At 45.6% G+C, this 13921-nt stretch carries 15 protein-coding genes; 7 read left to right on the top strand and 8 right to left on the bottom strand.

The features are described from left to right. Positions 1–12 precede the first annotated feature (12 nt). The gene (locus tag BLR73_RS03580) at positions 13–1374 is read right to left on the bottom strand and encodes a TrpB-like pyridoxal phosphate-dependent enzyme (protein ID WP_013064193.1); all 1362 of its coding nucleotides are present in this window, start codon (positions 1372–1374) and stop codon (positions 13–15) included. A 143-nt stretch (positions 1375–1517) separates the two neighbouring features. On the opposite strand from BLR73_RS03580, the gene BLR73_RS03575 reads away from it, so the two are divergent. Beyond that, entirely contained in the window at positions 1518–2951 is a 1434-nt protein-coding gene (locus tag BLR73_RS03575) for a sodium:solute symporter (protein WP_091859011.1), read from the top strand. On the opposite strand, the gene BLR73_RS03570 is transcribed toward BLR73_RS03575, so the two are convergent. The 4 genes from BLR73_RS03570 to BLR73_RS03555 form a co-directional block, all read right to left on the bottom strand. Then, complete coding sequence (locus BLR73_RS03570; RefSeq protein ID WP_176763601.1) at positions 2872–4476, bottom strand: hybrid sensor histidine kinase/response regulator transcription factor; 1605 nt, start codon at positions 4474–4476, stop codon at positions 2872–2874. The two genes, BLR73_RS03575 and BLR73_RS03570, sit on opposite strands and share 80 nt — an antisense overlap. Before the next feature lie 397 nt (positions 4477–4873). Next, a complete protein-coding gene (gene trxB, locus BLR73_RS03565; RefSeq protein ID WP_073043312.1) occupies positions 4874–5806 on the bottom strand; it encodes a thioredoxin-disulfide reductase in 933 nt (310 codons plus the stop codon). A gap of 29 nt (positions 5807–5835) precedes the next feature. Beyond that, positions 5836–6387 (bottom strand): glutathione peroxidase, encoded by a 552-nt coding sequence (locus tag BLR73_RS03560; RefSeq protein WP_041385870.1) that lies wholly within the window; start codon positions 6385–6387, stop codon positions 5836–5838. A gap of 104 nt (positions 6388–6491) precedes the next feature. Continuing rightward, on the bottom strand, positions 6492–6746 hold the full coding sequence (locus BLR73_RS03555; RefSeq protein WP_013064062.1) for a type B 50S ribosomal protein L31: 255 nt from the start codon (positions 6744–6746) through the stop codon (positions 6492–6494). 151 nt (positions 6747–6897) lie between these two features. Between BLR73_RS03555 and BLR73_RS03550 the strand changes: the two genes are divergently transcribed. Genes BLR73_RS03550 through udk form a run of 3 tightly spaced genes read left to right on the top strand, consistent with a single transcriptional unit; the run spans position 6898 to position 9130 of the window. Further along, on the top strand, positions 6898–7941 hold the full coding sequence (locus BLR73_RS03550; protein ID WP_091859005.1) for an endonuclease/exonuclease/phosphatase family protein: 1044 nt from the start codon (positions 6898–6900) through the stop codon (positions 7939–7941). Further along, positions 7941–8519: a uracil-DNA glycosylase family protein gene (locus BLR73_RS03545; protein WP_033149989.1), complete on the top strand. Its 579-nt coding sequence runs from the start codon at positions 7941–7943 to the stop codon at positions 8517–8519. The genes BLR73_RS03550 and BLR73_RS03545 overlap by 1 nt, the downstream gene beginning before the upstream one ends. Next, positions 8516–9130 carry a uridine kinase gene (udk, locus tag BLR73_RS03540; protein WP_013065046.1) on the top strand — a complete coding sequence of 205 codons (615 nt, stop codon included), beginning with the start codon at positions 8516–8518 and terminating at the stop codon, positions 9128–9130. The genes BLR73_RS03545 and udk overlap by 4 nt, the downstream gene beginning before the upstream one ends. Here udk and BLR73_RS03535 read toward each other — a convergent pair. Further along, positions 9117–9764 (bottom strand): HdeD family acid-resistance protein, encoded by a 648-nt coding sequence (locus BLR73_RS03535; RefSeq protein WP_091859002.1) that lies wholly within the window; start codon positions 9762–9764, stop codon positions 9117–9119. The genes udk and BLR73_RS03535 overlap by 14 nt on opposite strands. A gap of 93 nt (positions 9765–9857) precedes the next feature. On the opposite strand from BLR73_RS03535, the gene BLR73_RS03530 reads away from it, so the two are divergent. After that, entirely contained in the window at positions 9858–10364 is a 507-nt protein-coding gene (locus BLR73_RS03530; RefSeq protein WP_091860097.1) for a histidine phosphatase family protein, read from the top strand. A gap of 3 nt (positions 10365–10367) precedes the next feature. Here the strand turns inward: BLR73_RS03530 and BLR73_RS14515 are convergent, their stop codons facing one another. Further along, positions 10368–11207 carry a hypothetical protein gene (locus BLR73_RS14515; RefSeq protein WP_233456419.1) on the bottom strand — a complete coding sequence of 280 codons (840 nt, stop codon included), beginning with the start codon at positions 11205–11207 and terminating at the stop codon, positions 10368–10370. Between the two features lie 158 nt (positions 11208–11365). On the opposite strand from BLR73_RS14515, the gene BLR73_RS03520 reads away from it, so the two are divergent. After that, the gene (locus BLR73_RS03520; protein ID WP_091858999.1) at positions 11366–12850 is read left to right on the top strand and encodes a capsule assembly Wzi family protein; all 1485 of its coding nucleotides are present in this window, start codon (positions 11366–11368) and stop codon (positions 12848–12850) included. A gap of 12 nt (positions 12851–12862) precedes the next feature. Beyond that, complete coding sequence (locus BLR73_RS03515; RefSeq protein WP_013064896.1) at positions 12863–13258, top strand: lipocalin-like domain-containing protein; 396 nt, start codon at positions 12863–12865, stop codon at positions 13256–13258. On the opposite strand, the gene BLR73_RS03510 is transcribed toward BLR73_RS03515, so the two are convergent. Beyond that, the gene (locus BLR73_RS03510; protein ID WP_013063779.1) at positions 13255–13881 is read right to left on the bottom strand and encodes a sugar transferase; all 627 of its coding nucleotides are present in this window, start codon (positions 13879–13881) and stop codon (positions 13255–13257) included. The genes BLR73_RS03515 and BLR73_RS03510 overlap by 4 nt on opposite strands. Positions 13882–13921 lie beyond the last annotated feature (40 nt).

The following is a 13921-nucleotide window of genomic DNA, read 5'->3' as shown; positions in this document are numbered from 1 at the left end:
GATATAATAAGATTACTGCTTATCCAGTTCGGCCAGGTTAGCGGCAATCATCTCATCAGTAACGGTGTAGTTCTGCAGGTCGCCCTTGATGAATGAGTCGTAGCTTGGCATATCAATCAGACCATGACCTGAGAGGTTGAAGAGAATCACCTTCTCCTCGCCAGTTTCCTTGCACTTCTTAGCCTCGCGGATGGTGGCAGCGATAGCGTGACAGCTCTCAGGAGCAGGGATGATACCCTCGGTGCGTGCAAACAGCATACCAGCCTCGAAGGTCTCAAGCTGTGGGATATCAACACCACGCATCAGTCCGTCCTTCAACAGCTGACTTACAATCATACCAGCACCATGATAACGCAGACCACCAGCGTGGATGTTGCTTGGCTTGAAGTTATGACCCAGTGTGAACATGGGTAGCAATGGGGTGTAACCAGCCTCGTCGCCAAAGTCGTAGCGGAACTGACCACGTGTGAGCTTAGGACAGCTGTCGGGCTCGGCAGCGATAAACTCGGTCTTCTTGCCATCGCACAGGTTGTGGCGCATGAATGGGAAGGCGATACCACCGAAGTTAGAACCTCCACCAAAGCAAGCAATCACGATATCAGGATACTCGCCAGCCATCTCCATCTGCTTCTCGGCCTCAAGACCGATGATGGTTTGATGCAAACCTACGTGGTTTAATACCGAACCTAAGGTGTACTTACAGTTAGGAGTGGTAGTAGCCAGCTCAACAGCCTCAGAGATGGCTGTACCTAATGAACCAGAGTGGGTTGGATCCTTGGTCAGGATGTCTTTACCGGCGCGGGTTGACATCGAAGGTGAACCCTCGACCACAGCACCAAAGGTACGCATAATGCTTGAGCGGTATGGCTTCTGCTGCATGGTAATCTTTACCTGATAAACAGCGCAGTCGAGACCGTAGATTTTTGCAGCGTATGAAAGGGCTGCTCCCCACTGTCCGGCACCGGTTTCGGTGGTTACGTTAGTGGTGCCTTCCTGCTTGGCGTAGTAGCACTGAGGAATGGCAGAGTTGATTTTATGTGAACCCAATGGGTTGGTACTCTCGTTTTTAAAGTAGATATGGGCAGGTGTTCCCAAAGCCTCCTCGAGCGCATAGGCACGAACCAATGGAGTTGAACGATAGAACTTGTACTTCTCGAGCACCTCTTCTGGGATATCAATCCAGCGATGCTCTGTATCAAGCTCCTGTACACAGCACTCACGAGGGAAGATGTGTGCCAGATCGTCTACACCCAGAGGCTGCTTGGTTGCAGGATGGATGGGAGGCATTGGTTTGGTTGGCATGTCAGCCTGAATGTTGTACCACTGTGTGGGAATCTCGCTCTCTTGGAGGATGAATTTTTTTTGTTTAGACATAATATAATACGTTTTAGAATTTGGAATTCTTGCTTAAGGCAAGCGGCAAAGCCGATCACCGAGTGCAAAGATAACACAATTAATTGAAAATTGAGAATTGATAATTGATAATTTTAAAAAAAAGTGTACCTTTGCACACGATTATGTGGATGATTGCAATAATATTAGGCTATTTTGCAGTTTTGTTTGCCATCAGTCGACTGACTGCACGCCGTGCTACTAACGATACCTTCTTTCGTGGTAATCGTCAGTCGCCATGGTATATGGTGGCTTTTGGTATGGTTGGTGCGTCGATATCTGGTGTAACCTTTGTATCGGTGCCTGGTATGGTAACCAGTATCGATATGACTTATATGCAAACCTGTCTGGGCTTTATTCTGGGCTATTTTGCAGTTGCATTCATCCTGCTTCCGCTCTACTATCGCTTGAATCTCACAACCATTTATTCCTATCTGGGAAAGCGATTAGGCCCTCGCGCCTATAAAACAGGTGCCTCGTTTTTCCTTTTGTCGAAGATGACGGGCGCTGTGGTGCGTTTCTATGTGGTTTGTATGATTCTGCAGCAGTTTGTGTTCGATGAGATGGGTATTCCGTTTGTGGTAACCGTATCGGCGATGGTGACCCTTATCTGGCTTTATACAAGGGGTGGAGGTATCAAAACACTGGTATGGACCGATACTTTCCAAACCATCTGTCTGTTTTCGGCCCTTCTCCTTATTATATATAAGGTGGTGGGCGAACTGGGAATGACGATACCTGAGGCTGTTAGTGCGATAGCTGCCGATGAGCATAGCAGGATGTTTGTGATGGACGACTGGGTTTCGAAGCAGAACTTCTGGAAACAGTTTCTGAGCGGTGTGTTTATTGTGATTGTGATGACCGGACTTGATCAGGATATGATGCAGAAGAACCTGACATGTAAAACGCTGAAAGAGGCTCAGAAGGATATGTGTACCTATGGTGTGGCTTTTGTGCCTGCTAATCTGCTGTTCTTGTCGTTGGGGGTTCTGCTGGTGATGCTGGGCGAAACGGGGGTGTCAGATACGTTGCTGCCTGGATTTGTTCAGCGTAGCGGATTGTCGGTACTGATTCCTTTCACAATAGGTATTGTGGCAGCCTCGTTCTCGAGTGCCGATTCGGCTTTAACATCGCTTACCACCAGTTATTGCGTAGATATCAGGGGTAGGGCAGGCGACGAGCAGTTGCGTAAGCGTGCCCATCTGGGTATCAGCATCTTGTTTGTGGTGATGATTCTGCTGTTCAGACTGCTGAACTCAACAAGTGTGATTGATGCCATCTATACGATTTGTGGCTATACATACGGTCCGCTGTTGGGACTCTTTGCCTTTGGCATGCTTACCAAGCGTATGCCACGCGATCGGTATGTGCCTTATATCTGCATCGCATCGCCTTTGCTATGCTATGCTATTGATGCGATAACCTGGCATTTGGCTGGTTATCGGTTTGGTTATGAGTTGCTGATGATGAATGGTGCGCTTACTTTCCTGGCCCTTTTTGTTTTGAGTTCAGCAAAATCTCCAAGAACTCCTTCGGCTGAATGCCAAACTGTTTCTTAAAGCAAGTAGCAAAGTAGCGTGGGTCGTGGAATCCAACGCTATAAGCCAAATCGCTGACACGCAGGTTGGGGTTCTCCATGCCCAGGCGTCGGGCCTCTTTCATTCTTACATCACGAATAAAAGCCGATACATTCATGCCAGTGATAGAGCGTAACTTATTATATAAGGTGGAAGCGCTGGTGCCCATGTCGGCAGCTAATGCATCGCGATCATAAGTTTCGTCGTCGATATGTTTATGGATGTTTGCCAGAACCTGATTAACAAAAGCTTCGTCGGGACTTGGGGCTTTGGCAATGTGTTTTACTTCTTCCTCAGCACTGAACTGACTGAATTCTGTCTGCATGCGTTTACGATTCTCGATGATGTTATCGATGCGTAGTTTCAGATCGCCTAAGCGGAATGGTTTTCTCAGATATTCGTCGGCTCCGCTTTGCAATGCTTCCTTCTCGTCTTCCTCCTGTGTCTTGGCTGTCAGCAGGATGATGGGCAGGTGATTATAGTTAGGGTCGGCTTTAACGGCTTTGGTCAGTTCGATACCATCCATCTCGGGCATCATCACATCTGATATAATCAGATCGAGCTCTTTTTCATGTATCACTTTTATAGCCTCGGCACCATTGCGGGCTATGTAAACATGATAGGTGGTCTTTAGCAGTTGCTGCATCAGCATCAGTAATTCTAGATTGTCCTCTACTACCAATAATTTATAGCCATCCTCAATAGGATCCTCTGGATCAGCATTCACATCTGGTACGATGGTATTGATATCTACGATGGTGTTCTTAGGAATATTGAAATCAATCTTATGCTTTTCGTCAATCTGATCAGGTGCAAAGGCTTCTTTCTTGATAGGGAGTCTGACGATAAACTCTGTGCCCTTTCCCTCTTCGCTGTGGCAGGTGATGGTTCCTCTGTTCAGATAAACCAGATCCTGCGTTAACGACAGACCTAACCCAGTCCCATTTGTATGATGCTGTCGGTAATCGCCATCATGAAAGCGTTTAAACAGGTGTTTCATCTGTTTGGCAGAGATACCATCGCCATCGTCGCTCACCTTGATTTCTACCTCGTCGTATTTATCGTTGGTGATGGCGCTGATCGACACGGTGCCACCTTCTTTGCCATATTTGGCTGCGTTAGATAATAAGTTATAGATAATCTTATCCAACTTGTCGGTATCAATCCAGCCCATCATGCTTTCTGGCTGACAGTTGATACTGAACTTCATGTCTTTCTTGGCAATAAGTGGCTCCAGGCATTCGGCGGTTTGGCGTATATACTTCATTACATCACCCTGAGCAACCAGTAACCGTAGCTGGCCCGCATCAGATTTGCTGGTTTCCAGAATCTGCTGTAACAGTCTCACCATTCGCTGAATGTTGAATTGCATCAAGTCGTATTCATGGCTGTACTGCGGTTCGGTGTCGCGCAACTTGTCGACAGAGGCCGAGATGACTGATAGGGGAGTTAGAAGCTCGTGCGTAATATTTGTAAATATGGCGCTGAGTCGTAATCTTCTTCGCACTTTTTGGCTTCGCAGGAATAAACGTCTTCCTACGAGGAGAATAATGGTCAGAATTACCATTATGATGAGGGCTAATAGTAAACGGTTGTCCATACTTTTATAATTATTGGTTGTGCAAAAATAGTTATTTTTTTTGATATCAATCAACTATTTTCGATAAAATTTGCCGTTTTAAGCGTTAAAATGTATAAAATTAGTGATTTTGTGTTCATTTTGCGTTAGTTCACGCATTTTCAACAACAAAAAACTTAAATTAAACATCCATTTCAAAAACTTGCCATATCTTTGCATCAGAAAAAGATTTTAATGGTTAAGGTTTATGGTTGATTAATTTAGTTTTTTAAGTAATTTTTTTGGGGAAAAGGTTCGTCGTGAGACGAGCCTTTTCTCATTTATATTACTTATTCAACAAGAATCTCTCAGCCTCGATAGCCGCCTGGCAACCTGAACCTGCAGCAGAGATAGCCTGACGATATACAGGGTCGGCGCAGTCGCCAGCTACGAATACACCAGGAACCTTGGTCTTAGGTGTTCCGTCAATCTTCTTCAGATAGCCTGTTTCGTCCATATCCAGCCACTCCTTAAAGATGTCGGTATTGGGCTTATGGCCAATAGCCAGGAAGAAGCCGTCGATAGCAATGTCAACCAGTTCCTCATCGGCTTCGCCCTTACGCTTAACCAGATGGGCACCTTCGACACCATTCTCGCCATAAAGACCAAGGGTGTTATGTTCGAACAGAATCTCGATGTTCTCGTTCTCCTTCACACGCTGCTGCATCACCTGTGAGGCGCGAAGGAATGGCTTGCGTACAATCAGATACACCTTCTTGGCCAATCCTGCCAGGTAAAGGGCATCCTCGCAAGCTGTATCGCCACCACCAACTACGGCAACTGTCTTCTTGCGATAGAAGAATCCGTCGCAGGTAGCGCAGGCTGATACGCCCTGTCCGTTATACTTGCGCTCATCGTCGAGACCTAAGTACTTGGCTGAGGCGCCTGTAGCGATAATCACGGTGTCGGCCTCGATCTCTGTACCGTCATCGGCTGTGCAAACGTAGGGAGCCTTTGAGAAGTCGACCTTCACAATCTCGCCGTTACGGATATCGGTTCCAAAGCGCTGAGCCTGCTCCAGCAGGTCCATCATCATCTGGTTGCCGTCAACACCCTGAGGATAGCCAGGGAAATTCTCAACCTCAGTGGTCTGAGTGAGCTGTCCGCCAGGCTGCATGCCGCTATACTCGATTGGACTCAAGTTGGCACGCGAGGCGTAAATGGCAGCTGTATATCCAGCAGGGCCACTACCGATAATTAAACACTTAGTATGTTCCATATGATATCTGTTTATTTATATGTTGGCTATTACTTAAGCAGCTCTTCAATCTGCTTGGCAATATTCTCGATATTCTCAGTGGGCTCGAATCGAGCAACAACCTGTCCCTTCTTGTTAATCAGGAACTTTGTGAAATTCCACTTAATATCAGCTTTCTGCTTGTAGTCAGGATCCTCTTTCGAGAGCATGTCGTCGAGGATAGGGGCAATCTTGTGGCTCATATCCCAACCGGCAAAGCCCTTCTGCTCCTGCAGGAACTTATACAGAGGATCGGCGTCGTCGCCATTTACCTTAATCTTCTTAAAGCGTGGGAACTCAGTACCAAAGTTCAGCTTGCAGAACTCGTGGATACTCTCATCGGTACCAGGTGCCTGCTGTCCGAACTGGTTGCAGGGGAAGTCGAGAATCTCGAAACCCTGACTATGATACTGCTCATAGAGTTTCTCCAGTTCCTCGTATTGTGGAGTGAATCCACACTTAGTTGCTGTGTTTACAATCAGCAACACCTCGTTGGCGTATTCTTTCAGAGATACGTCTTTTCCTTTTCTGTCCTTGACAGTGAAGTCATAAACTGTTTTCATATCGTGTTGTAATAATATTCGGGTTGTTGTAATAAAAAAAAGATGCGGCCTTGGCATATGCAACTACCATGGACGCATCTTTTAATGTTCTTTGCGGTTTTATCTTACTTCTTCGCAGCCTTACCGTAGCGGCTCATGAACTTATCAACACGTCCTGCAGTGTCAACGAGCTTGCTCTTACCTGTGTAGAATGGGTGAGAGGTGCTTGAAATTTCGACTTTTACCACTGGGTAAGTTTCGCCTTCGAACTCTACAGTGTCATTTGTCTTTGCTGTAGACTTCGTAAGGAACATATCGCCGTTGGACATATCCTTGAATACGACGGGGCGATAGTTTTCTGGATGAATACCTTTTTTCATTTTGAGTTTAAATATTAATGTTATAAATACTAATTTCGCATAAAGCGGGTGCAAAGTTACGAAGATTTTTCCGAATTTACAAACTTTTTGTGCTTTTTTCTTTGTTTACTCAATTTTTTGTGCTATTTTTGCAAGCATAAACAGTACTAATATGCGTAAATTTCAGTTTTTAACGTTTTTATTACTCCTTGTTTTGGTGGGATGCCAAGCCAAGAATAAAAAGGAGCAACAAGTATATGGCATAGGTTTTTATAATCTTGAGAATCTTTTTGATACCACTCACGATGAGGGTAAGAACGATTATGAGTTCATGCCTGAAGGCACATTTAAGTGGGATGCTGAGAAATATAAGTGCAAGCTTCATAATATGGCTCGCGTGCTGGCCGACATGGGCACCGATAAGTTGCCTGATGTGGGATGTGCTGCTATTGGTGTGGCTGAGGTTGAGAATGCCAAATGCCTGACCGACCTTTGCAATCAGCCAGCCTTGAAGGCCCGTAACTTTAAGTTCGTACATATCGAAGGTCCCGATCAGCGTGGTATTGATTGTGCTTTGCTTTACAATCCTCAGCTTTTTAAGGTTAATCATGTAAAGCTTGTACCTTATATATATAATAGACCAGAGGATGCCGGTCGCGCTACTCGTGGTTTCCTGGTGGTTAGTGGTACGATGGCCAAAGAGCATGTTACTATCATTGTTAACCATCTGCCATCGCGTGGTGCACCATCGTATGCCCGTGAGGATGGTGGTTCGCAGTTGCGTGTAGTAAAAGACTCGTTGCAGAAGGATGATCCCAAGGTAAAGCTGTTTATCATGGGTGATATGAACGATGACCCCAACGATGCATCGATGGCAAAATGCCTGGGTGCCAGACGCGAAATAAGTGAAGTAGAGGAGGGAGGACTTTATAATCCTTGGTGGAATATGTTGGCCTCTGGTCAGGGTACACTTCAGTTCCAGGGGGCATGGAATCTCTTCGATCAGATTATCCTCTCGTCGAATCTGCTCAATAAGTCAGGTAAGGAGGATTACTCTACATTGAAACTCTTTGATTATCAGGTGTTCCGTCGCGATTACCTGATTCAGCAGGAAGGCGCATATCGTGGCAATACACTACGTACCACCGCAGGTGGCAAATGGCTGAACGGCTATAGCGATCACTTACCCACTTTGGTTTATTTGAAGAAGAACTGATGAGCGAAATAATAGAATCACATCCCTTCGAGCCATTTCTGCCTGGGCATGCTAAGCTATTGATGCTCGGCACTTTCCCTCCTGCTGAAAAGCGATGGTGTATGCGTTTCTATTACCCCAACTTCATCAACGACATGTGGCGAATCTTTGGCATCTGTTTCTTTGATAACAAGCAGCATTTTGTGTTGGAACAGGAGAAACGCTTTGATTTGGAACGGATTATCCCTTTCCTGAATGAAAAAGGAATTGCCATGTATGATACGGCCACCCGTATTCGCAGAACAAAGGATAATGCTTCGGATAAGGACTTGGAGATTGTAGAAGAGACCGATCTTGATGCCATGCTCAGAAGCTTGCCTTGCTGCGAGGCTGTGATAACAGCAGGCCAGTTGGCCACCGACGTATTTTGTAACCATTATGGTATTAAAGGCCCTAAAGTTGGCGAATATGCAGAGTTTACACTTGACGACAGGGTGATACGACTCTATCGCATGCCAAGCAGTTCGAGGGCTTACCCCATGAAAACAGAGCGTAAAGCAGAATTTTATAACATTGTATTTAAATACTTAAGATTATGACAATCATTGGAATTGCAGGCGGTACCGGTTCGGGTAAGACTACCGTAGTTAAGAGAATATCCAAGGCTCTGCCTCCTCATTGTGCAGCAGTTGTTCCCCTCGACTCGTATTATAACGATACAACGGGTATGACTCCTGAGGAGCGTAAGGCTATCAACTTCGACCATCCAGACGCTTTCGACTGGAAGTTGCTCACCGAGCATATCAAGAAGTTGAAGAATGGCGAGGCTATTGAGCAGCCCACCTATTCGTATATCGAGAGTAACCGACAGAAGGAGACTATCCATGTAGAGCCAAAGCCTGTGATTATTATCGAGGGCATTATGGCCTTGCATCACAAGAAACTACGTGATATGATGGACTTGAAGATATTTGTAGATACTGATAGTGATGTTCGTCTGATCCGTAACATCCGTCGCGATGTGGTAGAGCGTGGACGAACAGTAGAAATGGTACTGGATCGCTACGAAAAGGTGCTGAAGCCCATGCACGAACAATTCATCGAGCCAACAAAGAAGTTTGCCGACCTGATTGTTCCCTGGGGTGGAGATAACCGCACGGGTATCCACATCCTTAAGACATATATCGAAGGAATCGTTACGGGAGTGTAGTCACTTCCGTAACTTTTTTATCGTCATCTTTCACTTCCTCTGCTACAGGTATCTCCTGAGCCTTCTCGGCTTTACGCTTGTTAGAGTGAATCTTCAGCGAGTTGATAATCTCGGTAACACCATAAAGCAGCGAGCACCAACCTAATATTGTCATAGCCATGCTGGCTGGACTCATGGGCTTAATCATCACATAAAGACCAGTGAGGAGAATGAACGATGGGAATATCCAATAACCAAAGCCGATACCGCCCAGTCGGCGTGCTCTTACCAATGCCATATACTGATTGGTAGCACCCAGAACCAATATGGCACCGATGATGTACATCAGGGCTGTAATAAATACGGTTGGCGTGAGGGCCAACATCAGTCCAAGGATAATACTACCCAAACCAACAAGCGGGAAAGCCGGTTTGTCACCAGCTATCACCTGTCCGTTTTCGTCCATAATCTTATACTCGGCTACATGCTTGGTGGCATTGTAATATACCACCATCGAGATAACACCCGACAGCAGGAATAATATACCTATAGCAACTGTAATCCAGTTTACAGTATTATCAGGATACTTAATCAGCATGATACCAATGGCTATGGCGCAAATGGCACGGAAAATGGAACTTTGTAATATCTTCATATATAATAATTCTAAGTTTTACGCTGCAAAAATAATAAAATAAGGTGGAAAAAGCAAATTATTCTGTAATTTTGCAGCAAAATTTAATAGATGATGACAACTTTATACTTAGTACGACATGGCGAGACGGTAGATAACGCCAATCAGATTATGCAGGGACAAACTCAGGGTAAGTTGAACGAAAATGGTGTTCAGCAGGCTCGTGAGTTCAGTGAGCAGTGGAAGAATAAGGAGATTGATATTATATTGGCCAGCGATTTAAAACGCTCTATTGATACTGCCCGAATCATTGCCGAGCCACATCAGTTAGAGGTGCTTACTACGCCTTTGCTGCGTGAACGCGACTGGGGAAGCTTTACCGGGCGCTTTATTCCTGATTTGAAAGGCGAGGTTTGGCCTGATGATATCGAGACATTAGAAAACCTTCTTTCCAGGGCGGGCGAATTCATCGCGTATGTCAAGCAGACATTCCCAGGAAAGAAGGTGTTGGCCGTAGGCCATGGCATCATCAACAAAGCTATACAATCATATTACTATCAAAAACCAATGAACGAAATTCAAAGGATGCAGAACGCTGAGGTCCGCATCCTTGAGTTGTAAGTTTTATCGGCGTCCTCCCATGCGGCTGTCGCCACCAGCGCTGCGAGTTCCGTGTGATGTACTGTGCGATGCACCGCCGCCCATACTTCTGGTGTGTGAGTTGCTACCACCGCGATGACCACTGAACGAACCATTATTACGATTGGTATCGTTATGGCGATTGATATCGTTGTGGTGACGGTTCATGCCATTATCTCGATTCTCGATGCGACGGTTGTCATGACGGCCTTCAATACGACGAGAATTGTCGTGGCGAACATCGATACGATGACTATCGTGACGACCAGTTACACGGGTTGAACTGTGACGAGGGTTGCGGAAGTCGCCACGATTCCAGCGATCGTGCATTCCGAAGTGCTCTCTGTGAGTAGGACGGAAGTGCTCTCTGCGTCCATAGTAGTAGCCATGAGTGCCATGAATGTGCCAGGCATGTCCACCACGATAGGTTGCATAGAAGTGCGGACGACCAAAGTAGAAGAAATCGCGATGCGGATAGCGACGATAGATTCCAAAGTGCCAGTAACCAGCCTCCCAGTAAAGTGGACGGTAGAAGTAGCTGGCTGCAATGTATGCATTCCACTGCCAATCGTACAGGATATAGCTCAAATCAAGATTTCTGCGCTCCCAGTAAGTGCCAAAAACATCATCGCGTCCGGCTACGCCCATCAGATAATCCAGATTTATCTCGTATGCAGCCTCATACTGCTCGTCGGTGAGGTTCAGCTCGTACGCCATCTTATCGGTGAGGAACAGGGCTTCGTTGCGGGCCTGCTCGTAGCTCATTGCACTCGCTGCCATTGTCGAGGTCAGCATCACCATCAGTGCGAAAAACATCTTCTTCATAATCGTATCATTTAAATGGTTTCACATTCTGTTTTGTTAATCACAGTGCAAAGAAACAACATTTTGGGTTTATACGCAAAGGATTTTCCCTAATTAGGTAGAGGAAATTCCCTAAAAGTATTTTTAAGAAAGAAAAAATTCGTATCTTTGCCCCCAGTATGAAGAAATTCTGGTCTATATTATTAATAATGTGTAGCCCTTTGGCTATAAGCGCTCAGCAGCGTTCGCTTACCGATAGTGTTCAGTATCGGGTTGAGATGCAGGCTACCTTGTCGTCGGGCGATCATGTGCCCTTGTGGTTGAATGCCAACAAGTATGGACTTAGTTCGCTGAAAACCACTAATGGCTATGTGCGTGGTGCGATAGAACGAAAGCTCAGTGCTGATGATGGGCGCAAGTGGGGGATTGGATATGGGGCCGATGTGGCTGTGGCTACCGGTTTCACCAGTACGTTGGTGGTTCAGCAGGCTTATGTCGAAGGTCGCTGGCTGAAGGGAACACTGACTGTTGGTGCCAAGGAATATCCGATGGAACTGAAGAACCATGCGTTGAGTTCAGGTTCGCAAACCTTGGGTATCAATGCCCGTCCTGTGCCTCAGGTACGATTGGCGTTGCCTGAGTACTGGACTATCCCAGGTACAAATAACTGGTTAGCGCTGAAAGGACATATTGCTTATGGAAAAACTACCGACGATGGTTGGCAAAAGGATTTTGTGGCTCCGCAGAACCGATATACCGAAGGCACGCTCTACCATAGTAAGGCAGGATATCTGAAGATTGGTCCAGGCAACTTTACTGCCGAGTTAGGCTTAGAAATGGCCTGCCAGTTTGGTGGTACCTCGCATCTGTTTGAGAATGGCGTAGAAAAGGTGTATGACAATGATGGCGGTTTAAAAGCCTTTAAGAATGCTTTTATTCCAGGCGGAACTGATGCTACCGATGGCAATTTTAAGAATGCCGAAGGTAACCAGTTGGGTTCGTGGGTAGCACGTTTTAGTTACGATCAGCCTACCTGGAATCTGGCTGTATATGCCGATCAGTTTTTCGAGGATAACTCTATGATGTTTCATGTAAACAAGAGTGACGACAAGTACTTCTGGTACGACTTTAAGGATTGGCTGTTAGGTGCCGAACTGAAACTGAAGGATAATGCTTGGCTCAACAATATTGTTGTAGAGTATCTGTACACCAAGTATCAGGCTGGTCCGGTTTATCATGACAAGACCAGTCATGTAGGCTATCAGATAAGTGGGCGCGACAATTACTACAATCACCATCTCTATACCGGTTGGCAGCATTGGGGACAGGTGATGGGTAATCCGCTTTATGTATCTCCGCTGTATAATGCCGATGGACATATTGAGGTAGAGCATAACCGCTTTGTGGCTTGGCATTTAGGTTTTAGTGGTTCGCCTATACAACAGTTGAACTATCGCGTGCTGGCTTCATGGCAAAAGAGTTATGGCTCGTATTATTACTTGCCAGTCAACCCCATGGAGAATGTAAGTTGTATGGCTGTGGCTGATTATATGCTAAAGGATGGTTGGAGCATAAAAGGTGCTGTAGCTGCCGACTTCGGTAAATTGCGAGGCGACAACTTCGGTTTCCAGCTGTCTATTGTAAAAACAGGATTAATTAAATAACAGTTTGTAAAGATGAAGCGTTTATTATATATTATAATAGGTGTAACCTTGTTGCTGACCAGTTGTGATAAAGAAGATTCGGCCAACGGACATCTTGATGGCTTTTGGCAGATGAGTTCTTCGCCAGGCATCACTTGGGCTTTTCAGGGACATATTCTGGAACTGCGTGATGTGAAAAAAGTGCATCAGGATATTGTGATGAGTTTTACTCGCGAAGGTGATAAACTGAAGCTGTCGGATCCTTACAGAGTGGATCGCGACTCCGACGATGTCGCCCTCAAGGATGCTGATATGCTCATACCTTATGGCATTAGCAATACCAGTACCGAGTTTCGCATCTCAGAGTTGACCAGTAGCAGAATGGTGCTTGATAATAACACCACACATCTGGAGTTCAGAAAGTTTTAGAACTTCTTGCCAAAGGCTATCTTGAGGAAGGTAAGACACAGAATCTTGCCATCGAGCCACCATGAGCGATGCTTCAGGTAGTCGAGGTCCATCTCTAATCGTTTCAGCATTTTCTCCATCGTATCGGTATAACCATTATAGAGTGTGGCCATCGATGTGATACCTGGACGTATCTGATAAAGATATGTGTAGCGTGGATCGTGCTGGATAATCTGGTCGATATAGAATTTTCGTTCAGGACGCGGACCGATAAAGGCCATATCGCCTATGAAGATATTCCATAGCTGAGGCAGTTCGTCGAGATGATGCTCGCGCAGAAACTTACCTGTTTTGGTAAGGCGCTTGTCTCTGTGCTCACTACACAGTTGTGGACCCTTGGATTCGGCGTTAACCGTCATGCTGCGAAACTTATAGATAGTAAACGGTCGTCCGAATCGGCCTATACGTTCTTGTTTGAAAATCACTGGACCATCGTGGTCGCGCTTGATAGCAATATAACAAGCTAAAAACAATGGTGAGAATACAATCAGACATATACCTGCGAAAAAGAAATCAATCCATCGCTTGACTTCTTTCTCAAAGGCGTTCATTCCATCATATATGTACGAGTAGTGTTGCTCCATCCAATATTATTTAGTTCCTTAATCTTAATATATAACGTAA

Origin of the sequence: Prevotella sp. khp1 (assembly GCF_900102205.1) — a bacterium.
In the GTDB taxonomy this organism is placed as follows: domain Bacteria; phylum Bacteroidota; class Bacteroidia; order Bacteroidales; family Bacteroidaceae; genus Prevotella; species Prevotella ruminicola.
This window is presented reverse-complemented; position numbering and strand designations above follow the sequence as displayed.

Coding starts and splice junctions, on each gene's coding strand:
- BLR73_RS03560 (WP_041385870.1), bottom strand. CDS start 6,387: ATGAAAACAGTTTATGACTTCACTGTCAAGGACAGAAAAGGAAAAGAC.
- BLR73_RS03575 (WP_091859011.1), top strand. CDS start 1,518: ATGTGGATGATTGCAATAATATTAGGCTATTTTGCAGTTTTGTTTGCC.
- BLR73_RS03550 (WP_091859005.1), top strand. CDS start 6,898: ATGCGTAAATTTCAGTTTTTAACGTTTTTATTACTCCTTGTTTTGGTG.
- BLR73_RS14515 (WP_233456419.1), bottom strand. CDS start 11,207: ATGAAGAAGATGTTTTTCGCACTGATGGTGATGCTGACCTCGACAATG.
- BLR73_RS03535 (WP_091859002.1), bottom strand. CDS start 9,764: ATGAAGATATTACAAAGTTCCATTTTCCGTGCCATTTGCGCCATAGCC.
- BLR73_RS03520 (WP_091858999.1), top strand. CDS start 11,366: ATGAAGAAATTCTGGTCTATATTATTAATAATGTGTAGCCCTTTGGCT.
- BLR73_RS03580 (WP_013064193.1), bottom strand. CDS start 1,374: ATGTCTAAACAAAAAAAATTCATCCTCCAAGAGAGCGAGATTCCCACA.
- BLR73_RS03510 (WP_013063779.1), bottom strand. CDS start 13,881: ATGGAGCAACACTACTCGTACATATATGATGGAATGAACGCCTTTGAG.
- udk (WP_013065046.1), top strand. CDS start 8,516: ATGACAATCATTGGAATTGCAGGCGGTACCGGTTCGGGTAAGACTACC.
- BLR73_RS03530 (WP_091860097.1), top strand. CDS start 9,858: ATGACAACTTTATACTTAGTACGACATGGCGAGACGGTAGATAACGCC.
- BLR73_RS03545 (WP_033149989.1), top strand. CDS start 7,941: ATGAGCGAAATAATAGAATCACATCCCTTCGAGCCATTTCTGCCTGGG.
- trxB (WP_073043312.1), bottom strand. CDS start 5,806: ATGGAACATACTAAGTGTTTAATTATCGGTAGTGGCCCTGCTGGATAT.
- BLR73_RS03555 (WP_013064062.1), bottom strand. CDS start 6,746: ATGAAAAAAGGTATTCATCCAGAAAACTATCGCCCCGTCGTATTCAAG.
- BLR73_RS03515 (WP_013064896.1), top strand. CDS start 12,863: ATGAAGCGTTTATTATATATTATAATAGGTGTAACCTTGTTGCTGACC.